This is a genomic window from Saccharopolyspora sp. NPDC045941 (assembly GCF_056431445.1).
Window position 1 is genome coordinate 1 of sequence record NZ_JBWKKU010000110.1, and the last position, 20,921, is coordinate 20,921.

The 20,921-nt window shown below is 71.6% G+C and carries 18 protein-coding genes; 8 read left to right on the top strand and 10 right to left on the bottom strand.

The features are described 5' to 3' along the window. Positions 1-97: 97 nt before the first annotated feature. The 4 genes from AC07FN_RS43990 to AC07FN_RS44005 all read right to left on the bottom strand — a co-directional run bounded on the left by AC07FN_RS43990 (position 98) and on the right by AC07FN_RS44005 (position 4,213). Positions 98-973 carry a universal stress protein gene (locus tag AC07FN_RS43990; RefSeq protein WP_478401048.1) on the bottom strand — a complete coding sequence of 292 codons (876 nt, stop codon included), beginning with the start codon at positions 971-973 and terminating at the stop codon, positions 98-100. Between the two features lie 65 nt (positions 974-1,038). Next, positions 1,039-2,757 (bottom strand): TIGR03767 family metallophosphoesterase, encoded by a 1,719-nt coding sequence (locus AC07FN_RS43995; protein ID WP_478401065.1) that lies wholly within the window; start codon positions 2,755-2,757, stop codon positions 1,039-1,041. A gap of 322 nt (positions 2,758-3,079) precedes the next feature. Further along, positions 3,080-3,286: a hypothetical protein gene (locus AC07FN_RS44000; RefSeq protein ID WP_478401049.1), complete on the bottom strand. Its 207-nt coding sequence runs from the start codon at positions 3,284-3,286 to the stop codon at positions 3,080-3,082. A gap of 84 nt (positions 3,287-3,370) precedes the next feature. Continuing rightward, a complete protein-coding gene (locus AC07FN_RS44005; protein ID WP_478401050.1) occupies positions 3,371-4,213 on the bottom strand; it encodes an oxygenase MpaB family protein in 843 nt (280 codons plus the stop codon). Between the two features lie 71 nt (positions 4,214-4,284). Between AC07FN_RS44005 and AC07FN_RS44010 the strand changes: the two genes are divergently transcribed. After that, positions 4,285-4,911: a TetR/AcrR family transcriptional regulator gene (locus tag AC07FN_RS44010; RefSeq protein ID WP_478401051.1), complete on the top strand. Its 627-nt coding sequence runs from the start codon at positions 4,285-4,287 to the stop codon at positions 4,909-4,911. Between the two features lie 128 nt (positions 4,912-5,039). Here AC07FN_RS44010 and AC07FN_RS44015 read toward each other — a convergent pair whose 3' ends face one another. Further along, positions 5,040-7,352, bottom strand: coding sequence for a transketolase-like TK C-terminal-containing protein (locus AC07FN_RS44015; protein WP_478401052.1), 2,313 nt, complete (start codon positions 7,350-7,352; stop codon positions 5,040-5,042). Between the two features lie 133 nt (positions 7,353-7,485). On the opposite strand from AC07FN_RS44015, the gene AC07FN_RS44020 reads away from it, so the two are divergent. Continuing rightward, positions 7,486-7,974: an Lrp/AsnC family transcriptional regulator gene (locus tag AC07FN_RS44020; protein ID WP_478401053.1), complete on the top strand. Its 489-nt coding sequence runs from the start codon at positions 7,486-7,488 to the stop codon at positions 7,972-7,974. Between the two features lie 49 nt (positions 7,975-8,023). Here the strand turns inward: AC07FN_RS44020 and AC07FN_RS44025 are convergent, their stop codons facing one another. Next, the gene (locus tag AC07FN_RS44025) at positions 8,024-9,055 is read right to left on the bottom strand and encodes a DNA polymerase IV (protein WP_478401054.1); all 1,032 of its coding nucleotides are present in this window, start codon (positions 9,053-9,055) and stop codon (positions 8,024-8,026) included. 112 nt (positions 9,056-9,167) lie between these two features. Between AC07FN_RS44025 and AC07FN_RS44030 the strand changes: the two genes are divergently transcribed. Together AC07FN_RS44030 and AC07FN_RS44035 are read left to right on the top strand one after the other, a co-directional pair. Further along, complete coding sequence (locus tag AC07FN_RS44030; protein ID WP_478401055.1) at positions 9,168-9,650, top strand: NUDIX hydrolase; 483 nt, start codon at positions 9,168-9,170, stop codon at positions 9,648-9,650. A gap of 136 nt (positions 9,651-9,786) precedes the next feature. Beyond that, positions 9,787-10,617, top strand: a complete 831-nt coding sequence (locus AC07FN_RS44035; protein ID WP_478401056.1) for an MOSC domain-containing protein — start codon at positions 9,787-9,789, stop codon at positions 10,615-10,617. Here AC07FN_RS44035 and AC07FN_RS44040 read toward each other — a convergent pair. Continuing rightward, on the bottom strand, positions 10,614-11,636 hold the full coding sequence (locus AC07FN_RS44040; protein WP_478401057.1) for a phosphotransferase enzyme family protein: 1,023 nt from the start codon (positions 11,634-11,636) through the stop codon (positions 10,614-10,616). The two genes, AC07FN_RS44035 and AC07FN_RS44040, sit on opposite strands and share 4 nt — an antisense overlap. 82 nt (positions 11,637-11,718) lie before the next feature. Between AC07FN_RS44040 and AC07FN_RS44045 the strand changes: the two genes are divergently transcribed. Next, positions 11,719-12,870, top strand: coding sequence for a MalY/PatB family protein (locus AC07FN_RS44045; protein WP_478401058.1), 1,152 nt, complete (start codon positions 11,719-11,721; stop codon positions 12,868-12,870). Here AC07FN_RS44045 and AC07FN_RS44050 read toward each other — a convergent pair. Then, complete coding sequence (locus tag AC07FN_RS44050) at positions 12,856-14,193, bottom strand: MFS transporter (protein WP_478401059.1); 1,338 nt, start codon at positions 14,191-14,193, stop codon at positions 12,856-12,858. The two genes, AC07FN_RS44045 and AC07FN_RS44050, sit on opposite strands and share 15 nt — an antisense overlap. 468 nt (positions 14,194-14,661) lie before the next feature. Here AC07FN_RS44050 and AC07FN_RS44055 point away from each other — a divergent pair, with 468 nt between their 5' ends. Beyond that, a complete protein-coding gene (locus AC07FN_RS44055; RefSeq protein ID WP_478401060.1) occupies positions 14,662-17,649 on the top strand; it encodes a GH116 family glycosyl hydrolase in 2,988 nt (995 codons plus the stop codon). Here AC07FN_RS44055 and AC07FN_RS44060 read toward each other — a convergent pair. Together AC07FN_RS44060 and AC07FN_RS44065 are read right to left on the bottom strand one after the other, a co-directional pair. Further along, positions 17,632-18,759 (bottom strand): hypothetical protein, encoded by a 1,128-nt coding sequence (locus tag AC07FN_RS44060; protein WP_478401061.1) that lies wholly within the window; start codon positions 18,757-18,759, stop codon positions 17,632-17,634. The two genes, AC07FN_RS44055 and AC07FN_RS44060, sit on opposite strands and share 18 nt — an antisense overlap. A 95-nt stretch (positions 18,760-18,854) precedes the next feature. Continuing rightward, on the bottom strand, positions 18,855-19,673 hold the full coding sequence (locus tag AC07FN_RS44065) for an alpha/beta fold hydrolase (protein ID WP_478401062.1): 819 nt from the start codon (positions 19,671-19,673) through the stop codon (positions 18,855-18,857). 78 nt (positions 19,674-19,751) lie between these two features. On the opposite strand from AC07FN_RS44065, the gene AC07FN_RS44070 reads away from it, so the two are divergent. Next, the gene (locus tag AC07FN_RS44070) at positions 19,752-20,279 is read left to right on the top strand and encodes a CGNR zinc finger domain-containing protein (protein WP_478401063.1); all 528 of its coding nucleotides are present in this window, start codon (positions 19,752-19,754) and stop codon (positions 20,277-20,279) included. A gap of 87 nt (positions 20,280-20,366) precedes the next feature. Beyond that, positions 20,367-20,792, top strand: coding sequence for a hypothetical protein (locus tag AC07FN_RS44075; RefSeq protein ID WP_478401064.1), 426 nt, complete (start codon positions 20,367-20,369; stop codon positions 20,790-20,792). Positions 20,793-20,921: the final 129 nt, after the last annotated feature.

Genomic DNA, 20,921 nt, shown 5'->3' on the forward strand with positions numbered 1-20,921 from the left:
CGGCTCTATTCCGCGCCAGACCTCACCGCGCTAGCAACCAGCCTCAACCCCACACCAAACACAAAGCCGAAATCAGCGAGTTGATTTTCTGCAATCCCTAACTCGGGTTGTCGCGGACGACGAGCACCGGGCACGGCGAGTGGTGGATCAGCTTGTGGCTCGTCGAGCCCAGGTGGGCTCCCGCGACGCCGCCCCGGCCGCGCGCGCCCACCACGACGAGCTGGGCCTCCGCGGCGCGGGCGAGCAGTTCCCCGGTGGGCGATCCGCGACCGACGAACCGCCGCACCTCGACGTCGGGGAACCGCTCGGCCCAGCCCGCCAGGGCCTCGGCGACGAACCGCTGCTCGTTCTCGCTGACCTCCTCCTCAGGCAGCCGCGCCCGCAGCCACCTGAGGTCGATCCCGACCACTTCCCAGGCGTGCACGACGTGCACCGGCACCGCCCGGGACGCCGCCACCGCGAAGGCGTGCGCCAGCACCTGCCCGGAGGACAGGGCATCGTCCACCCCGGCCACCACCGGGCCGGTCACCGGGAAGGTCAGCGGCTCACCGGTGTCCGGCACGACGGCCACCGAGCAGCGCGCGTGCGCGGCGGCCTTCACCGCGACCGCCCCGGCCAGCAGGCCGGTGAACCCGCCGAACCCGCGGTCCCCGACCACCAGGAGCCCGGCCTGCTCGGACTCCGCGATGAGCACCTTCTCCGCCGTGCCCCGCACGGCCGCGGCGTCGATGGGCACCTCGGGTTCCTGCTCCCGCGCGGCGTCCGTGCCCGCCGCGAGCCAGCGGGCGACCTCGTCGCGGAGGTGGTGCTCCTTCGCTCGGAGCGAATCCGCCGGCACCGGCTGCGCGGCCGCGTCCGCGTAGACGATCCGCAGGCCGACCCGCCGGCGCACCGCCTCCCGCGCAGCCCAGCGCGCGGCGTTGCGCGCGACCGCCGAGCCGTCCACACCCACGACCACAGGTCCGCCGTCCATCTCAGCCTCCCGGTGCCTGTCGCGTCACGACACCAGGGTCGTCCAGGAGTCCTCGGCTCGCGCGCTCAGCGGGTCGGCATGCGCCCAGCGACGAACAGCTCGGTGTTGCGGTCGCCGGGCTCGCCGAGCTGCGCGAGGTCGGTGTGCGGGTCGTTGAACGACAGTTCCCGGTACAGCGAGGCGAGCCCCGCCGGCGAGCGGTCGTCGTAGTCGGCCTGGTACGGGCTGTCGGCCTCGATCAGCGTGGTGAACAGCGACAGCGTGCCGTCGCCGTTGTCGACCAGCTCGATGACGCGCGCGAGCTGCGGGAAGTCCACATGGGACGCCGTGTTGATCTCCCAGAACCCGCACGCCGGATCGTCGGCGTGGTGCGGCGTGATCGCGTTGCGGTGGGTGTGGCCGTTGACCCAGGCCAGCACGTTGGGGAAGCGCTTGAGCAGCCGCACCACCGCGTTGCCGCTCTTGCGGATCTCGCCGGGCCGGCGGAAGTCCGGCAGCAGCGCCGTCATCGACGCGCTGGTGTGGTGGCTGAACAGCACGAAGAGCTCGTCGGAGGCGGACTGCCGCTGCTTGCGCCCGAAGGCGTCGTAGTACTCCGAGCTGCCGCGGGCGAGCACCTCTTCCAGCCACTGGTACTGGGCGAGCCCGAGGGAGCCTTCGGCGAAGCCGGCGGTGTTCGTGCTGTCCAGGCTGATGCCGGTGACGCCGGGCGCGATCGGGAAGGTGTAGTACGGCTCGGTGTGGTCGGCGTCGAAGCCGTGGCCGACCGGCCCCGGCCCGGTGTTGGCCGGATCCAGGTGGGCCTGGATGAACTCCTCGGTCTTGAACGGCCTGCGGCGCTCGTCGGGCGTGACGGTGCGGATGATGCCGCTGCGGGTTTCCACCGCCAGCGCCGACCGCTGCCGGTCGCCGCGCAGGAGGGCGGCGACCTCGCGGGTCTCGCGCTCGTCCCGGCCGATGATCTTGCGCGAGCCGGTGTACCAGTGGTGCAGGCCCGGGATCAGCTCGTCCGGCACCGTCCCGACGACGGCGTTGTCGTGGTTGCCGAAGACCGCGTACCACGGGATGCGCAGCCCGGGGCTGTCGAACGGCCGGAGCGCATCCGCGAAGAACCCGTCCAGCACCGGGAAACCGAGCTCGCGGAACCGGTCCGCGACACCGCCTTCGGGATGCCAGTACAGCGGGTCGCCGGAGTTCTGCACGCCCTCGTAGTTGCCGGGGTCGCCGGTGTTCTGCGCCAGTCGCCCGCCGTTGAGCACGGCGAAGTACCAGTCGAGCTCAGCCCGCTCGTGGTTGTCGGTGCTGTCGCCGGTGGTGATCACGAAGTCCAGCGGCCGGCCGGTGACCGGCCCGCCCGGCAGGGCGTTGACCCGCTGCACCAGGTGCGCCGCGGCCAGCGCGCCGAGCGTCTCCTGCGGGCGCCACGCCCCGCCCGTCAGCGGGTGCACGTACTCGAACCGCGCCGGGCTCTGCGCGTCCACCAGGTGCAGGTCGGTGAACTGGACGAAGGAGGCGATCGGCACCCGGCGGTCGTCCCGGCCCGCGCGGCCCTCGACCAGGTCGGTGCGCACCACCTGCGACCAGCCCGGGCCGGCCACCAAGCGCCGGTAGTCGCTGCCCGGCGCGGCGACGGCCGTGCGCTGCAGGGTCGTCCCGGCGGCGTTGACCACCCTCGGGTCGGCGCCCCTGGCGAGCGCCGGACCGGCGCCGAGCAAGCCGCTGCCGAGGACGGTTCCGGTGATGCCCGCGGCCCGGAGGAAACCGCGCCTGCTCATCGCTGCCATGTTCAGTTCCCAGTCCTCGCGTCCCTGATCAACCAACTGATCAGAAAATCTTTCATGTTTACCGGACGCGGCACACCCCCGAGCAGGTGACGATCAGGAGAACGAGACCCGACGAATCGACCACCCGAGCACCGCGCGGTCCACAGTGGCCGACCCGAAACCGGCCGCTGATCAGCGGGAACCAGGAGCGCGTGGGCCGCGTCCCACCAGCGAGCGACCGCCGAGGACGATCGGCGAAGCCCGCACCCGAAGGAACGCCGATGCTTCTCGCCGCACTCACCCTGCTCGCCGCCATCGGGGTCGCGGCGCTCGGCTTCCGCGATCACGGAGCGACGGTGAGGTCAAGGCGGCCGCCGAGGACGCCGCGGCGCAGCTGACCCAGGACGACGACGGCACGCTGCGCGACCCGCTCGACAACAGCTTCACTCGGCACGTCGAGGACGCGTTGCGGAACTCGGACGTGGACGAGATCGGACTGCTGGAGGTGACGCGGGTCGGCGAACCTCCGGCGGAAGGCGCCGGGGAGCACGAGGGCCAGGCGAAGCGGTCTCTTCGTCGCCGTACCTGCCGCCGACCTATTCGTACGCCCGTCGCCGACGGATCCTGCTGAGCTTCAGACCAGCGGGCGGCCCGTCCTGATCCGGCGCCGCAGGTCCCAGAGGACGAGGTTGAACGGGAACCGGCGCACCACCGGCGGCACCCGCCGCACGATCGCTGCCAGCGCCGACATCAGAGCGTCGAACCGGCGCTGGTCCCGGCCGTTCCAGGGCAGCCGCATCTCCTCGCGGAACCGCTCCGGCAGGAACCCGGTCGTCACGAACCTGTTGAAGCGGCCGAAGAGCAGCGCCACCGGGCGCGGCAGCCAGGCCAGCATCGTCACGTCGTAGAGGTAGGCGCGCACGGTGTCGTCGATCGAGATGCGGTCCAGCGACTGCGCCCAGTACTCCTCGAAGGCGGCCCGGTCCGGCGGCCACGCCTCCGCCGGCACCTGCAGGGTGGTGCCCAGCGCCGCGCCCTCCCGGTAGAAGGCGTCCGCCGTGGCGGCGTCGGGCTCACCGAAGAAGATCCGGTAGTTGTCCTCGAAGCCCTTGTACAGGCAGGCCGCGACCCAGAGCTGCAGGTCCGGGTCGAAGGCGTTGTAGGCGACCGGGCTGGAATCCGTCGAGCGCACCTGCGCGTGCGCCCGGTTCACCCCGCGCCGGAACAGCTCCTTCTCCCGGTCGGTGCCCATCGCCGCGACCACCAGGTAGGCCAGGGTCGTGCGGGTCCGCTTCACCGGGTGCCGGAACAGCTGGCCGGATTCGACCCTGCTCTCCACCACGCCGTGCCCCACCCCGGGGTGCGCCAGCTGCATGATCACGTTCGCGTTGCCGGCCAGCAGGCCGACACCGAGCACCGCGTCCTCGATCCGCCTGGCCTTCGTCGCCGAAACCGTCACCGCCGCCACCCTCCGCACCGGGGTCCATTCTGCACACGGCCGTTACCAGATAACTAACAGCGGCCCCGGCGATCTGTCAAGATGGGCGGATGAGCACGTCTCCACTGCGGGTCTACGGCGGAGTGCAAGGCGGTGACCGCCAGGCCGAGCGCCGGGCGCAGTTCATCGAGGCCGGACTGGACCTGCTCGGCGCGGCGGGCGACAGCCCGGCCCTGACGGTGCGCGGGGCGTGCCAGCGGGCGGGCCTGGCGACGCGCTACTTCTACGAGAGCTTCGCCGACCGCGACGCGCTGGCGGCGGCGGTGTACGACCACGTCGTCGACGACCTCGCCACGACGACGCTCGACGCGGTCACCGCAGCGGCCCCGGGCGAACGGGCCAAGGTCCGGGCGGGACTGGAGAACATCGTCCGCACGATCGCCCACGACCCGAGGCGCGGCCGGCTGCTGTTCTCGATCTCGCTCTCCAGTCCCCTGCTGGCGCAGCGCCGCCTGGACTCCTCAAGGCTGTTCGCCGCCCTGCTGGGCGGTCAGGCGAAGGACTTCTACGGCATCACCGGAACCCCGCACCTCGAACTCACGACGCACTTCATCGTGGGCGGCCTGGCCCAGACCCTGACGGCCTGGCTGGACGGCACCCTGGACGTCGACGAATCCCGCCTCATCGACCACTGCACCGAGATCTTCCTGGCCATGGCAGCAGGATTCACCACCTGACCACCGAAATCCCACACCCCCGGGCACCCCGGACATCCGGATCCCGAGGTCGTACCGCAATTTCCATTGAAATCGAACCTTCGATTTCAATGGAAATTGCGGACCCACCGGGACGCGAGGACTTGCGGTCAGGCGTGGTCGGTGATGTCGAGGGCCGCGCGGACGATCGTGTCCGCGTCCAGGCCGTGGTAGCGGTAGACGTCTTCCAACGAGCCCGACTGGCCGAAGTTCGTGACGCCGAGGTGGGCCGCCCGGACCCGGTTGATCCCCGCCAGGAACGCCAGCGTGTGCGGGTGTCCATCTAGGACGGTCACCAGCGGCGTCGCCCGGTGCGCCGGGAAGACCTGGTCCAGGATGCCCGCGGATCCGCCGGCTCCCTGGCGCGCCCGCAACGCCTCGAACAGCAGGCCCGGGCTGGTCACGCACACCACGTCCGCGCCGACGCCCTGTTCTTCGAGCCGGTCGGCGGCCGCCAGCGCTTCGGGCACCAGCGCGCCCATCGCCGCCAACGTCACCTCCGGCGCCTCGTGGCGGCGCAGCGGGTACGCGCCGCCGATCGCCAGGCGGCGACGGCGTTCGCGGGCCGCCGGGTCGGCGGGCACCGCCGCGAGCGTCTGGTCGACCGGCCGGGTCGACAGGCGCAGGTAGGCGGATCCGCCGTCGGGCCTGCCGAGGCGGGCCAGCGACGCCAGCAGGCACCACTCGGTGTCGATGGCGAACGCCGGCTCGTAGCTGGTCAGGCCCGGCTGTTCCAGGCCGATCGACGGCGTGATCACGGACTGGTGCGCGCCGCCCTCCGGCGCGAGGCTGACGCCCGAGGGCGTGCCCACCAGGATCGACTGGCCGCCCGCGTACATCCCGAACGACCACGGTTCCAGCGCGCGCCCGACGAAGCAGTCGTAGACCACGCCGATCGGCAGCAGCGGCTGGCCCCAGCGGCTCCAGGTGGCGCCGAGCTCGCCGAGCAGCCCGACCAGGTTCGTCTCGGCGATGCCGAGTTCGATGTGCTGACCGGCCGGGCGTTCCCGCCAGTGCAGGATGGTCTCGGCGTCGTCGGCGAACCAGTCCACCCGTTCGGTCGGCGACCACACGCCGACCTTGTTCAGCCAGCCGCCCAGGTTCGTCGACGAGCTGACGTCCGGTGCCAGCGTCACGATCCGCGCCGCGGCGTCCGGCGCGCCGCGCGTCAGGTCCAGCAGCGCACGGCCGAGCGCGGCCTGCGTGGTCGTGGTGCCGGTCGGCGTCCGCCCGATGTCCGCCGGCAGCTCCGGCGGCGACACCTGCGGGCGCTCGCGGCGGCGCAGGCGCGCGGCGGCGTCGGAGCACCGCTGCCCCGCCGGGCTGCCGGCCTCGAAGCGGTGCCACGGGTCGTTCAGGTCGGCGCCGACGTTCTCGGCGAGCTGCTGCATCTGCTCCGCGCTCATCAGCGAGCCGTGGTTCTGCGGGTGGCCCTCGCTGGCCAGGCCGTATCCCTTGACGGTGTAAGCGAAGATGACGGTCGGCCGGGTGTCGTCGATGGCCCGGAACGCGCCGTCCAGCGCCGCCAGGTCGTGCCCGCCGAGGTTGCGGATCGCCGCGGTCAGCGCCTCGTCGTCCACATCGGACAGCAGCCGGGCGATCTCCCCGCCGTCGGCGCCGGGCAGCCGCTCGCGCAGCTGTTGCGGCGTGCAGCGCAGCAACCGCTGGTACTCCGGGTTGCTCATGCCATCGATGCGCGCCCGCAGCGCCTCGCCGCCCGGCCGGGCGAACAGCTCTTCCAGCAGCCGCCCGTACTTCAGGGTGAGCACCTGCCAGCCGGCGGCGGCGAACATGCCCTGCAGGCGGTTGGCCGCGATTTTCGGCACGACCCGGTCCAGGGACTGGCGGTTGAGGTCGACGATCCAGACGACCTCGCCGAGGTCGGCGACGGTCGGGTCCATGATCGCTTCCCAGCAGGCGCCCTCGTCCAGCTCCGCGTCGCCGAGCAGCGAGTACTGCCGCCCGGTGCCCGCGCCGCCGACGTGGCTGTCGACGTAGCGGCGAGCCACCGCGCCCCAGATCGGGGCGGTGGCGCCGAGCCCGACCGAGCCCGTCGAGTAGTCCGCGGGGTCGGGGTCCTTGGTGCGGCTCGGGTAGCTCTGCAGGCCGCCGAACTCGCGCAGCGTGGTCAGGTGCGACTCGTCGAGCTCGCCGAGCAGGTAGTTGATCGCGTGCAGCACCGGCGACGCGTGCGGCTTCACCGAGACCCGGTCCGCCGCGGTCAGGTGCTCGAAGTACAGCGACGTCATGATCGACACCATCGAGGCGCAGGACGCCTGGTGACCGCCGACCTTGAGCCCCGAGGCGTTGGGCCGCACCCGGTTGGCGTGGTCGATGATCGCAGCCGACAACCACAGCACCCGCTGCTCGACCTCGCGCAGGGATTCGGCCGTCGCCGCCTGGACCGGTGCCGCACTGGTCATCGCGCCTCCTCGGAAAAGTTTCCACATTGCTTCGACGAGAACACCAAGAGCACAATCACTGCACAAGTTCTGGACCTTATTTTGCGCATTCTGCACCGACACGGCTCGGTGCGAGCCGACGGAGGTGAGCATTGTGCCCAGCGCCGACACGCTCGACGAGGTGGACATCCGGCTGCTGCTGGCGCTGCGGGAGGAGCCGCGCGCGACGGTGGTCGCGCTGGCCGAACGCGTCGGGCTGTCCCGCAACACGGTGCAGGCCCGGCTCGCCAAGCTGGAGCCCAGGCTCGGGTCGTTCGAGCGGCGCATCGACCCGGCCTCGCTCGGCCACCCGCTGACCGCGTTCATCACCGTGCAGGTCACCCAGCAGATGCTCGGCGAGCTCGCCGAGTCGATGGCGCAGATCCCGGAGGTCGTCGAGGTCTTCGGCCTCACCGGCGCGGCCGACCTGCTGGTGCGGGTGGTCGCGGTGGACGCCGACGACCTGTACCGGATCGCCGGGCAGGTCCTGGCGACGCCCGGAGTGGAGCGCACCAACTTCGCGCTGGCGATGCGCAGCATGGTCGACTTCCGCCTGACCCCGCTGCTGCGCAAGGCCCTCGCCGAACGCGAGCACGCGGACTGAAGCGAACGGACCGTTCACTCCGCCTAGCGGGGTGAACAGGCCGTTCGCTTCAGCTTTCGGCTCGGGCGATCTCGGCCCGGACGCCGAGGAGGCGGACCGGGCGGTCCAGCGGGAACCGGCCGAGGGCCGTCTGGGCCGCGCCATCGATGGCCCCGGCGTCGCGGGTCGGGGCCGGGAGGGACACGCCGTGGGTGTGGGTGGCGAAGCGGGAATCCCGCACCTTCACGACGACGCGGCGGGCCAGGACGTCCTCGGCCGCGAGGTCCTCCGAGACGACGTGCGAGAGGCGGGTGATCTCCGAGCGCATTTCGGCCTCGTCGCGCAGGTCCTGCTGGAAGGTGACCTCCCGGCCGTGCGAGCGGGCCTGGTAGGGCTCGTCGGTGACCGGGGTCGAGTCGTAGCCGTGCGCGAGCGCGACGAGCCACGGCCCGATGTTGGGGCCGAATTCGCCCGCGAGGTCCACCATCGCCGTTCGCGCCAGGTCGCCGACCGTGGCGATGCCGCGCGCGGCGAGCTTCTTCGCCGTCTTCGCGCCGACGCCCCACAGCGCTTCCGGCGGCCGGTGCGCCATCACCTCGACCCAGTTGGACATGTCCAGCCGGAACACCCCGGCGGGCTTGGCCAACCCGGAAGCCAGCTTCGCGCGGAGCTTGTTGTCGCCGATGCCCACCGAGCACGCCAGCGCGGTGCGTTCCCGCACGTGCTGCTGCACCGATCGGGCGGTCAGCTCGGCGTCCTCGGTGTCGACCAGCATGAACGCCTCGTCCCACCCGGCGACCTCCAGGATGCCGCCGACCTCCCGCAGCGCCCCCATCACGTCGGCGGACGCGGCGAGGTAGGTCTCGCGGTCGGCGGGCAGGAACACCGCCTCCGGGCAGCGGGCCGCCGCAGTGCGCAGCGGCGTGCCGGAGCGAACCCCGAACTCGCGGGCCTCGTAGGACGCCCCGGCCACGACGCCGCGCTGCTTCGGGTCGCCGGAGCCGCCGACGAGCACCGGCCGCCCGCGAAGCTCGGGATGGCGCAACAGCTCTACGGCGACGATGAATTGATCGAGATCCACGTGCAGCACGACCCGTTCCACGCTGCCAGCATCGACGCGTTCCGCGATTTGCGCCAGAGCTGACCGCAGGGATTCACCATCCACATCGGACACCGCGTCGCGCGCGCCGGGGCGGGTGCGCGACACTGGTGGCGTGAGCAAGCGAAGCGCCGGCATCCTGCTGTTCAAGGTCGAGGACGGATCTCCGCAGGTCCTCGTGGTGCACCCGGGCGGCCCGTTCTGGCGGAAGAAGGACGCCGGTGCCTGGTCCATCCCGAAGGGCGAGCACGACCCCGACGAGGACGCGCGGTCGGCGGCGGTCCGGGAGTTCGCCGAGGAGACCGGCATGCCGTTGACCGACCGCGAGCTGTCGCCGCTGGGCGAGGTGAAGCAGCGCAACGGCAAGCTCGTGACCGCCTGGGCCGTCGAGGGCGACTTCGATCCGACCGCGTTGCGCAGCAACGAGTTCGAGGTGGAGTGGCCGCCGAAGTCGGGCCGCCGCCAGAGCTTCCCGGAGGTCGACCGGGCCCTGTGGTGCGATCCGGACACCGCCCGCGAGAAGCTCAACGCCGCCCAGGCCGAGTTCGTCGACCGCCTGCTCGACCTGCTGCGCACCACCGGCCGCCTGCCGCGATAACCCGTTGACGACGAGGCCGCGAATCGGCAGGCTTCTCGGCAACGCGGTCGAGAGGCGCTGCGACGGGCTGTGCCCGCCACGCTTGGCCGCCGACGCGAAGGGACACAAGGGCGCCTCCTGACCGAGGAGGTGCGCCATGTTCATCGCGCCAGGCGAGATCGCCGCTCTCATCAGCTACCCGGTGAAGGGATGCGCGGGAATCGCGACGAGCGGTTCCGCGCTGACCCCGGCCGGGCTCGAACACGACCGCGCGTTCATGGTCGTCGACCTCGACGGCACCTACCGGACCCAGCGCAGACATCCCCGGCTCGCGGTGGCTCAGCCCCGGGTCGACGGGGATCGGATGACCCTCTCGGCGCCGGGAACCGACCCGCTGATCGTCGCCGTGAACAGCACCGGTGCGCGCCGCCCGGTCGACCTGTTCGGCGCCCCGCACCTGGGCATCGACCAGGGGGACGCCGCCGCGGAGTGGTTCTCCGACCTGCTCGGCGCGCCAAGCAGGCTGGTGCGGGTCCCGCCCGAGCACGACCGCGTGACCGACGGCGCGACCCCCGGGACGTCCGGCTACGCCGACAGCTGCCCCGTGCACCTGATCTCCACGGCATCGCTGGACCTGCTCGACGAGCGGCTGGCCGAGGACGGTTCGGCGCCGCTGCCGATGAACCGGTTCCGGCCCAACATCGTGATCAGCGGCTGGGACGACCCGCACACCGAAGACCTGGCGCGCACGATCTCGATCGGCGAAGCGGCGCTGGGTTACGCCAAACTCGCGATCCGCTGCGCCGTCACGACCGTAGACCAGGCGACCGGTCGCCGAGCCGGCCCGCAGCCGCTGCGCACCCTCGCCCGGTACCGGCGGGCGGATGCGGGAATCGCCTTCGGCACCAAGTTCGCGGTCGTGCGACCGGGCAGGTTGTCCGTCGGCGACAAGGTCGTCGTCGAATCCTGGGGTGAAGCCGAGATCTAGCTCGTGGCCGCCGTGGAGCCGTTCCCCGCCGAGGCGAGGGCGAGTCCGGCGAGGCCGGTGGACGACACCACGCCCCGGAAGAGGGCCAGCGCCTCCGCTCGTTCGGCCTCCGGGGCGCGGTTCTCCAGCACCTGCGCGGCCGGGACGGCGAGGTCCTCCAGGGCGCGCACGCACCGGTAGTAGGCCAGGCGGTGCGGGTCGATGTCCACGGGCCCGTACCCGGCGAAGAACCACTGCTGCTCCTGCCGGCCGACCGGCGCGAACGGCAGCAGCACACCGCCGATCACGAACAGGAGATCGCGTTCGCGCGGGGCGAGGACCGCGTCGTCCCAGTCGATCAGGGACACGTCCGCACCGCGCAGCAGCACGTTCCCCAGGTGCGGATCGCCGTGGCAGACCACTTCGGGCGCGAACTGGGCCCGGAGCTTCCGCCCCACGGCATCGGCGTGCGTCAGCAGCGCCGCGATGCGGTCCGCCGCCGAGCGCCACTCCGCGGCCAGGGAGCCGACGAGAGGGTCGTCCGGGAGTTCGCCGGAGGTGCACTCGCCGTGGAGCGCGCGCACCGCCGATGCCCAGCGCTCGTGCGTGTGTTCCTCGCGCGGCAGCGACTCCGGCGCCTCCGCCACGGGCATGGCGTGCACCTGCGCGAGCATTGCCCCATAAGCCTCCCAGTGCTCTGCCGTCATCCCGCCATCCAGCGCGCCCTCGTCGGACGCCCACGGCGCCAGGGACAGCCGGCGCCCCGCGCGCTCGCTCCACAACCCGCCGCTACGCGTCGGCACCGGACCCGCGACGCCCGGCACTCCACGCCCGGCGAGCCACGCCGACACCGCCAGCCCCGCCGTCGTGCCGCCGCCGCTCCACTTGACGGCGTACCGCTCCCCCGCCGCGGACGTCCCGCGCCCGACTTCGGCGGCCACGTCCGCACCGCTGCCCACCGGATCGATCGCCACGAGGTCGATGCCGAAGTCTTCCCGAACCCACGCCCGCAGGCGCTCAGCAGCGGCGATGTCGGACATGACCGCACCTAACCACGCGAACCCGGCGTCGCGCCAACGAATTTCGCCGATCGAGCACCGCCGCCAGCGCATAATGACGAGAATGACGGTTGCCGAACTGCACGCCGAATTCGACGCCCTGCGCCCCGACGAGCTGCGGCGGCGCCGCTCCCAGAAATGGGCCCTGGTCGATCCCGACGTCCTGCCCGCCTGGATCGCCGAGATGGACTACCCGCTGTGCCCGGTGGCCCGTGATGTGCTGCTGGAGCTGGTCGAGCGCGCCGACTTCGGCTACCCGGTGATCGACGAGCACCTCGCGGCGTTCGCGGATTGGGTTGCGCGGGAACAGGATTGGCGCGTCGATCCCGCGCTGGTCTCACCCGTCGCCGACGTGCTGGCCGGGCTGGAGGCGGCGGTGCGTCTCCTGACCGCGCCCGGCGACGGCATCGTGTTGCTGACCCCGGCCTATCCCCCGTTCCTGGGCCTGCTCGACTACCTCGGCCGCCCGGTCCGGGAATGCCCGCTGCTCGACACCGAGGAGGGCTGGCGGATCGACTTCGACGCCGTCGCCGGCGCGCTCGCCACCGGAGCGAAGGCGGTGCTGCTGTGCCATCCGCACAACCCGACGGGCCGGATCTGGTCGCGCGACGAACTGCGGACGCTCGCGGAAATCGCCGACCGGCACGGGGCTTTCGTGATCAGCGACGAGGTCCACGCGCCGCTGCGCGCGAGCGATCAGGACTTCGTCCCCTTCGCCGCCGTCGGCGACCTGGCCGTCACGGTGACCAGCGCGTCCAAGGGGTGGAACGTCCCGGGGCTCAAGTCCGCGGTGCTGGTGTGCCAGGAATCGACGAAGCATCTCCTCGACCTCATCCCGCCGCACGAGAAGATGCGCGCCTCGACAGCAGGGCTGGCCGTCGCGACCGCCCTGTGGCGGGACGACGGCGGCTGGCTGACCGCGGTGCGCAGCTACCTGGACCGCACGCGCGACCGGTTGCAGGAGTGGGCGGGCGAGCGCTCGCGGGTCCGGGTGCACCGCGGGCAGGCTGGATTCCTGGCCTGGCTGGACGTACGCGGGCTCGGCCCGGAACCGGCGGAGGTGCTGTTGCGGGACGCCCGGGTCCGGGTCAACTCCGGAACGAACTACGCCCCGCCCGGCTCGACGGCCGGACGGGGCTTCGTCCGCTTCAACCACGCGACCTCGCTGCCGCTGCTGGACGAGCTGCTCGCGCGGTTGGGTTCAGTGCTCGATTGACGTCTCGCGGGTCTCCCTGGAGATGATCAGCGCGATGAGCGTGATGGCGCCCATCGCCGCCAGGTAGACGCCGACCCAGCCCAGCCCGTAGGAGCTGGCCAGCCAGGTCGCGATGTACGGGGCGACCGAGGCACCCAGCAGGCTGGCCAGGTTGTAGGACACCGACGCGCCGGTGTAGCGCACCGCGGTCGGGAACAGCTCCGGCAGCACCGCGCCCATCGGCCCGAACGTCATGCCCATCAGGCCGAGCCCGACGATCAGGTACGACACCGTGGCCACGCCGGAGTCCGCGCCGAACCACGGGCCCAGCAGCAGGCCGAACACGATGATCGCGACGGTGGTGATGATCAGCGTGGGCCGCCGCCCGTAGCGGTCGGCCAGCCAGCCGGCCAGCGGGACCGTCAGGCCGAAGAACACCACGCCGACCAGCAGCATGACCAGGAACTGCGAGCGCTCGTAGCCCAGGCCGGTCTTGGCCGTGCCGTAGGACAGCGAGAACACCGTCATCAGGTAGAACAGCACGTAGGTGGCCAGCATGATGAACGTGCCGAGCACCAGCGCCTTGAGGTCGCTGCGGAAGACCTGCGCGAACGGCACCTTCGCGCGCTCGTTGCGCGCCACGACCTTCGCGAAGGCCGGGGTTTCGTGCATGCTCAGCCGCACCCACAGGCCGACCACGACCAGCACCGCCGACACCAGGAACGGCACGCGCCAGCCCCAGGACAGGAACGTCGCGTCGTCCATGAACTCCGACAGCAGCAGGAACAGGCCGTTGGCGAAGAAGAACCCGATCGGCGCGCCCAGCTGGGGGAAGGTGCCGAAGAAGGCCCGCTTGCCCGCGGGCGCGTTCTCGGTGGCCAGCAGCGCGGCGCCGCCCCACTCGCCGCCGAGGCCCAGGCCCTGGCCGAACCGGCACAGCGCCAGCAGCAGCGGCGCGACGACGCCGATCTGCTCGTAGCCGGGCAGCAGGCCGATCAGCACGGTCGAGATGCCCATCGTCAGCAGCGACGCGACGAGCGTGGACTTCCGGCCGATGCGGTCGCCGAAGTGCCCGAACAGCGCGGAGCCGACCGGGCGGGCGACGAAGGCGATCGCGAACGTCGCCAGTGACTGCAGGGTCGCGGCGGTGTGGTCGCCCGCCGGGAAGAACAGGTGTGGGAAGACCAGCACCGCGGCGGTCGCGTAGACGTAGAAGTCGTAGAACTCGATCGAGGTGCCTACGAGGCTGGCGAGCACGACCTGCCGGGTCGAGTTCCGCGGGGTGGCATCTCCCGATGCTCCGGAACCCCGCACACCTGGTGCTGGGGCTTGGCCGACCGCCATAACGTCGAAACCTTCCTCATAACACGAATACCTGTTTCCAGGCTCGTTCTGCTTGGCGGTGCGGGTGGCGGAAGCTCAGGCGCCTTCTCGACTCCGGGATCCCGACGCACGTATGACCAATACGTCGCGTCGGGGCTGCCCTCGCGAGAAGACACCTGAGAACCCGCGGCGGTGCAAGTTGCGTAGGTGGGCCAAGCGGCTGCGCCGCTTCAAGAACAACAACCCGCCCTAGCGCACCCCACCCCATTCAAAACGGCCTCTGCAGCACTCTAAACCTCGGCCGACCACTAGCCGAGACGCGACTCCCGCATAGTGGGCATCCTCACGGCCGGTAACGATCTCCGGATGTTCCTCCGACCGGATGATCAACGTACCGAGTAACCGCGCGATCACGCAGTGAATTCCTAGAATCGACTGGTTTCGCACCGAAATCGGCCACCCGCGCGGGAGCGCAGAGGGAGTTGCGTCGTGTCCGCCGAAGCTGAACGCGAAGACCTGTCCGACCGCGGCACCCCGAGCCGGTTTCGCGGCGAGGAGCTGAAGTTCGTCGGGATGCCGATCGGCGGCATCGGCTGCGGGCAGCTCTACCTGGGCGGCGACGGGCGCCTGTGGCTCTGGGACGTCGACAACCGCACCGCCCCGGCCAACATCAACGACCTGCACTTCACCCGCCCACCGCTGCCGAGCTCGCCGTTCGAGCACGGCTTCGCGGTGCGCGTCACCGGCGGCGACGGCGAACGCGCCCGCTGGCTCGACGCGCGCGGCTTCCCGGAGGTGACCTTCGCCGGGCGGCCACCTGCGGCGGAGGTCGACTACGCCGATCCGGGCGAGCCGGTGCGGATCGCGCTGAACGCCTGCTCGCCGTTCGTCCCGACCGAGATCGACGACAGCTCCTACCCCGCCGTATTCCTCGACTACACCGCGACGAACACCGGGACGACCACGGCGGAGGTCGAGATCGCCGGGTTCCTGGCGAACCCCGTCTGCCTGACCAGCAGGCACACCCGTCCGCTCCGGCTGCGCTCCCGGGAATTCGCCCTCGACGGCGCGGCCGGCGTGCAGTTCACCGCCGCCGACGGAGCGCCGGAGAACCCGGGTCGCGCCGACATCGTGCTGGAGGACTGGGAAAAGCCCGACTACGCGGGCTGGTCGGTGACCGGCGACGCGTTCGGCAGCGGCCCGGTCCGCACCCTCGACCGGCCCGGCTACCAGGGCGAGGCGGGCGCGTTCGGGATGCGGATGGCCGATTCGCACGCGAGCGCCCCCGGCACCGACGCGGGGGCGCGGGATCGCGCGACCGGTTCGCTGCGCAGCGAACCGTTCCGGATCGAGCGCGACTATCTGCGGTTCCGCCTCAGCGGCGGCAACTACCCCGGCACGTGCTGCCTCAACGTCGTCGTGGGCGGCGCGGTCGTCGGCACCGCCACCGGCTCGTTCAGCGACCGGCTCGCCGACCGGGTGCTGTACCTGGGGCCGTGGCAGGGCGAGGACGCGGTCATCGAGATCATCGACGCGGAGACCGGGCCGTGGGGCCACGTCGGCGTCGACCAGCTCCGGATCACCGATCACGCCCCCACCCAGCCCGCCCTGCCGGAACTGCCGGACCACGGGAGCGTCGCCCTGGCCGTGCTCGGCGCCGACCGGGCACGGGTCTGCCCGGCGACGGAGACCTTCGAATCACCGAGCGACGTCTTCGCACCGGCGCCGGGATCATCCACAGTGGACGGACTGACGCGGCGCGGCGCCGGAGTGGTCGCGGCGGCCGTGACGCTGAAACCGGGCGAACAGCGGACGATCCGGTTCGCGCTGGCCTGGTACTTCCCGGTGCCGGACCGGGAAGGGCTGGCGTTCCTGGAGCACAGCCGGGAGCTGCTGCGGCACTACGCGAACCGCTTCGGCAGCGCGCAAGACGTGGTCGCGCACCTGGCTCGCAAACAGGAGCGGCTGCTCGGCGCGACGCGGGCGTGGACTCGCGCCTGGTACGAGGACTCGACGCTGCCGCACTGGTTCCTGGAGCGGGTCGCCGCGAACACCACGATCCTGTCGACGTCGACCTGCTACCGCTTCGCCGACGGCCGGTTCTACGGCTGGGAAGGCGCCTACTGCTGCGCCGGTACCTGCACGCACGTGTGGCACTACGCGCACGCGCTCGCCCGGCTGTTCCCGGCCGTGGAGCGGGACACGCGGGAACGCGTCGACCTGGGCATCGGATTCCACGCCGCGACCGGGCAGCTGAGCATGCGCGGCGAGGCCGACCGCAGCCCGGCCGTCGACGGGCAGGCCGGGACGGTCCTGCGGATCTACCGCGAGCACCAGATGTCACCGGATTCCGGCTGGCTGCAACGCGTCTGGCCGCGAACCCGGCAGGCGGTCGAGTACCTGATCGGCTCCGACGCCGAGCCCGACGGGATCCTCGACGGCGCGCAGCCCAACACCCAGGACGCCACCTGGTTCGGCCGCAACAGCTGGCTCTCCGGGCTGTACGTCGCGGCGCTGCGGGCCGGGGAGGCGATGGCCCGCGAGGTCGGCGACGACGCGTTCGCCCGGCGCTGCGCCGAACTGGCCGCCAGCGGGACCGAGGTGATCGTCCGGGACCTCTTCAACGGCGAGTACTTCGTGCACGAGCTCGACCCGGCGCACCCGGGCTCGGTCAACACCAACCGGGGGTGCTTCGCCGACCAGCTGCTCGGGCAGAGCTGGGCCGCCCAGCTCGGGCTGCCTCGCGTGCTGCCGCCCGAGCCGACCAGGTCGGCGCTGCGCAGCATCTGGCGGCACAACTTCGTGCCCCGGCCGATGGAATACCGGGAGCACAGCCCGATCGACGGCGGGCGGATCTTCTACGACGCCGACGTCCCGGCGCTGGTGATGTGCACCTGGCCGGACGGCGGCGGCGAAGAGGCCGGCGACAACTGGTCGACCAGCTACTTCAACGAGGCCTGGCACGGCATCGAGTACCAGGTGGCCGCACACCTGATCGCCGAGGGAATGGCCGGCGAGGGCCTGGCGATCGCCCGCTCCGTGCACGACCGGTACGGCCCGCTGCGGCGCAACCCGTACAACGAGATCGAGTGCAGCGACCACTACGCGCGCTCGATGGCCAGCTTCGGCACCTACCTGAGCGTGCTCGGCTTCGAGCACCACGGCCCCGGCGGGCACCTGGGCTTCGCCCCCAAGATCCGCCCCGAGGAGTTCGCGGCCGCCTTCGCGACGGCCGAAGGCTGGGGCCTCTACCGGCAGACGCGCACCAAATCCCAGCGCACCAGCTCGATCGAACTGCACCACGGCCGCCTGGAGCTGCGGACCCTCCGCCTCGACGCGACCGCCGCCGAACCACGAGCCACCCTCGACGGCACCCCGGTCGACGTGCGAACGAGCGCCGACGAATCGGGCCCGCTGCTCCGCTTCCCCGAGACCTGCACGATCAACGCGGGCCAGCGCCTAGACGTCCACCTCTGACGGCATCGAGTCGAGCGCCCGCAGCGCCTTCGCGTACCGGTCGACCGAGTCGTGCAGATCCTCGGCCGACCTGCCGAGGATGCCGGGATCGCGATCGCCGGCGGCAGCGCAGAGCTCGCGCAGCGGGGTCACGATCAGCTGGAAGGCGTCCGGGGTGTTGGGCCGGATCTTCGGCATCCAGTCGTCCACGTCGCCCACCAGGTCCTGGTAACCCCAGTGGTTCGGCCCGTTCCGGATCAGCGTCTCGCCGAGGTAGCGAACCGCGCCCACGACGAACGGGTCCTCGGCTGCTTCGCGGACCGCCGACCGGTCGGGGAACCGGTCGAGCACGAGCCGTCCCAGCGCGTCCAGGGAGCTCATGGAGAAGTCGAACGGGAAGTCCTCCGTAAGGAATCCGGCACGCCACCCGTCGAGCGCACCGTCCATATCGGACAGCCACCGGTCGAGGAATTCCTCGGCCGATTCGGTCATGAGCCGGCGGTCTTCCTGCATGTACCACTCGACCGTGCCCGGCTCCGCCGTCGGTGCCGCCCCGCGCCGCGGCCACTCCACGTCCGGCCCGTGGAAATCCAGGCCGAACTCGTCGCGAAGCGCCCTGGCCTGCGCCGGCGACGCCAGGACGTGCACATCGTCCTGGCATGCCTCCACCGTCTCCCGCCGGAGTTGGTAGAACACGCGCGGATCGTCGCCGCCCGGGGTCAGGTCGATGATCTGCGTCGCCACTGCTCCCTGGTCCGCGTAGTCATCGGACTGGTGCTCGACCGACCACCAGACGGACTCGCCGTTGCGCAGGAAGTGCAAGAACTCGTAGTCGTCCTCGTCGCGCACCAGCACGAGATCCGAGACGACCACCGCGCCATCCGTGCACGCGGTCACCTCCCGTTCCAGCAGGTACCGGTAGTAGCCCTCGACGTGGTCGACGTCTTCACCGTGCACCGAGATCGCGATGCCGAACTCCGGGAGCCAACCGAAGATGTCGTGTTCCGCCAGCTCCTCGTCCAGATCGTTCCGCTTGCCGATGCGGGCCAGCACTTCGGCGGACTTCTCCTCCGCCACCATGCCCGAACGAACCAGCAGGCCGGCCAGCGCTCGAACCGTTCTCCTCGCCATGCCGCGAGATTCTGGCACCGACCCCCGACCATCCGACGGCATGATGCACGTCTGGCGCCCCGCGGCTTCGGCGCAACCTACGGGGCGCCTGGCGATCAGCGGGCGAGGAAATCCGTGACGAGCGCGGTCACCTTCGCCGGGTTGTCCTCCTGCACCAGGTGGCCGGCTTCGCCGATCCAGGCCAGCTCGGCGTGCGGGATCCGCTTCGCCAGGTCCTTCGCGCGCTCCGGCGGCAGCCACGCGTCCTGGTCTCCCCAGGCGATCAGGACCGGGCAGTCGAGTTCCCCGTAGCGGTCCTCGACCTCGCGGGTGAAGCGTTCGTCGGCCTGGGCGATCTGCCGGTAGAACGCCGGCCGGCCCGCCTCGCCGAGCCAGGGCTCGACCAGCGCGTCGAGCACCTCGCCGCGCAGCTCGCGGTGCGCCGCCGTCGTGATGTAGCGGCGGACCAGCGCCTCGTGCAGGTTCGGCGGCAGCGCCTCGAAGACCTCGTGGTTGTCGTGCACCAGGCGGAAGAACTCCGAACCCCACGGGCGCACGCTCACCGCGTCGATCAGCGCCAGCTGTCCATATCGGACACCGTCCAGCAGCGCCGTCCGCAGCGCCACCGCGCCGCCGAAGTCGTGGGCGATCACCGACGGGGCGCGCAGGCCCCAGTGCCGCAGCAGGCCCGTGAACACCTCCTGCTGGGCGGCCAGCGAGACGTCCTGGCCATCGTGCTTCTCGGACTGCCCGTAGCCCGGCATGTCCCAGACGAACACCTGGTGCCGGGCGCTGAGCGCCTCGGCGACATCGCGCCAGACGTACGAGGAGAACGGCGTCCCGTGCATCAGCACCACCGGATCGCCCTGCCCCAGGCTCGCCCAGCGCACCGTTCCGCGCGGCGACTCGTGCCGCTCCGGCAGCTCCCAGTTCATCTCGACCTCCTCGTTACTGTCTTACGCACTCTGCCGGTAACGTTACCACCAGATTCGACATGCCGGTAATCTGATGTCGTGGCATACGACCGACCGGCCGCACCGGGCGAGCTGGAAGCAGTCGAAGCGTTCGGCAACTCCGCGCGCTTCCTGCACGACGAGGACGCCTTCGCGGACGTGGCAGGCGCCCAGGCCTGGCTGCGCGCGCACGGCTGGCCCCAGGCCGCCGACGAGCTGGACGAACCCGGGCGCCTGGGACTGGTGCGGGCCCGGGAGGCGATCCGCGATCATCTCGCCGGAACCGGCTCCGCGGAGCTGAACGACTACGCGAGCCGCCTGCTCGGGGTGCCTCAGTGGCAGGACGGCCAGGTGGTGATCCCGACCGCGCGCGGGTCCGCCGTCGAGCGGCTCGTCGGCCGGCTCATCGCGACCCTGGTGGTCGACGGGCTGGCCGGCAAGCCGGGCCGGCTCAAGGTCTGCCGGGCCGACGACTGCCGCTGGCTGTACTACGACAGGTCACCGGGCAACAACAGCGTCTGGTGCAGCATGGACATCTGCGGAGCGCGCCACAAGATGCGCGCCTACCGAACGCGCCGCAAGGCCTGATCCGACCGGCGTTCACCACGAGGAAGAGGGCGTTCGATGCGGGTTGCGATCACCGGACACAGGGGCTTGCCTGCGGAAACAGCCCGAATGGTGGCCGACGGGCTGCGCGCGGAGATCGGCGGCTACCAGGCCGCCGAACTCGTGGGGCTCACCTGCCTCGCCGACGGCGCGGACAGCATCTTCGCGCGGCTCGTGCTCGACCACGGCGGCCGGCTCGCCGTGATCCTCCCGGCCAGCGAGTACCGCGACTCGCTGCCCGAATCGCACCTCGCGACCTTCGACGCGCTCCGCGCGGAGGCGTCCGAGACCGTCGAGCTCGACTACGTCGCCGCGGAACCGCAGGCCTACCTGGCGGCCGGCCTGCGCATGCTCGACACGGCGAACCACCTGATCGCGGTCTGGGACGGCCGCCCGCCCGCCGGCCCCGGCGGCACCGCCGACATCGTCGCCGCCGCCCGCGACCGCGGGCTCCCGGTCACGGTCGTCTGGCCGCCGGGCGCCCGCCGCGCCTGACCCGAGCGCTCGCTCCGGTTCTTACCGGCACAGCCACTCACGACAGTGATGATGTTCGTGGTGACGCTGCTGGCGGGTCTGACCCGACTCACGACTGACGTCTCGACTGTCCTGTTTGGGATTTGTCGG

Bases quoted from the DNA above. Each gene is read 5' to 3' on its own strand.
- AC07FN_RS43990 (WP_478401048.1), bottom strand. From the start codon at position 973: ATGGACGGCGGACCTGTGGTCGTGGGTGTGGACGGCTCGGCGGTCGCG.
- AC07FN_RS43995 (WP_478401065.1), bottom strand. From the start codon at position 2,757: ATGGCAGCGATGAGCAGGCGCGGTTTCCTCCGGGCCGCGGGCATCACC.
- AC07FN_RS44010 (WP_478401051.1), top strand. From the start codon at position 4,285: ATGAGCACGTCTCCACTGCGGGTCTACGGCGGAGTGCAAGGCGGTGAC.
- AC07FN_RS44015 (WP_478401052.1), bottom strand. From the start codon at position 7,352: ATGACCAGTGCGGCACCGGTCCAGGCGGCGACGGCCGAATCCCTGCGC.
- AC07FN_RS44035 (WP_478401056.1), top strand. From the start codon at position 9,787: ATGTTCATCGCGCCAGGCGAGATCGCCGCTCTCATCAGCTACCCGGTG.
- AC07FN_RS44040 (WP_478401057.1), bottom strand. From the start codon at position 11,636: ATGTCCGACATCGCCGCTGCTGAGCGCCTGCGGGCGTGGGTTCGGGAA.
- AC07FN_RS44045 (WP_478401058.1), top strand. From the start codon at position 11,719: ATGACGGTTGCCGAACTGCACGCCGAATTCGACGCCCTGCGCCCCGAC.
- AC07FN_RS44050 (WP_478401059.1), bottom strand. From the start codon at position 14,193: ATGGCGGTCGGCCAAGCCCCAGCACCAGGTGTGCGGGGTTCCGGAGCA.
- AC07FN_RS44060 (WP_478401061.1), bottom strand. From the start codon at position 18,759: ATGGCGAGGAGAACGGTTCGAGCGCTGGCCGGCCTGCTGGTTCGTTCG.
- AC07FN_RS44065 (WP_478401062.1), bottom strand. From the start codon at position 19,673: ATGAACTGGGAGCTGCCGGAGCGGCACGAGTCGCCGCGCGGAACGGTG.
- AC07FN_RS44075 (WP_478401064.1), top strand. From the start codon at position 20,367: ATGGTGGCCGACGGGCTGCGCGCGGAGATCGGCGGCTACCAGGCCGCC.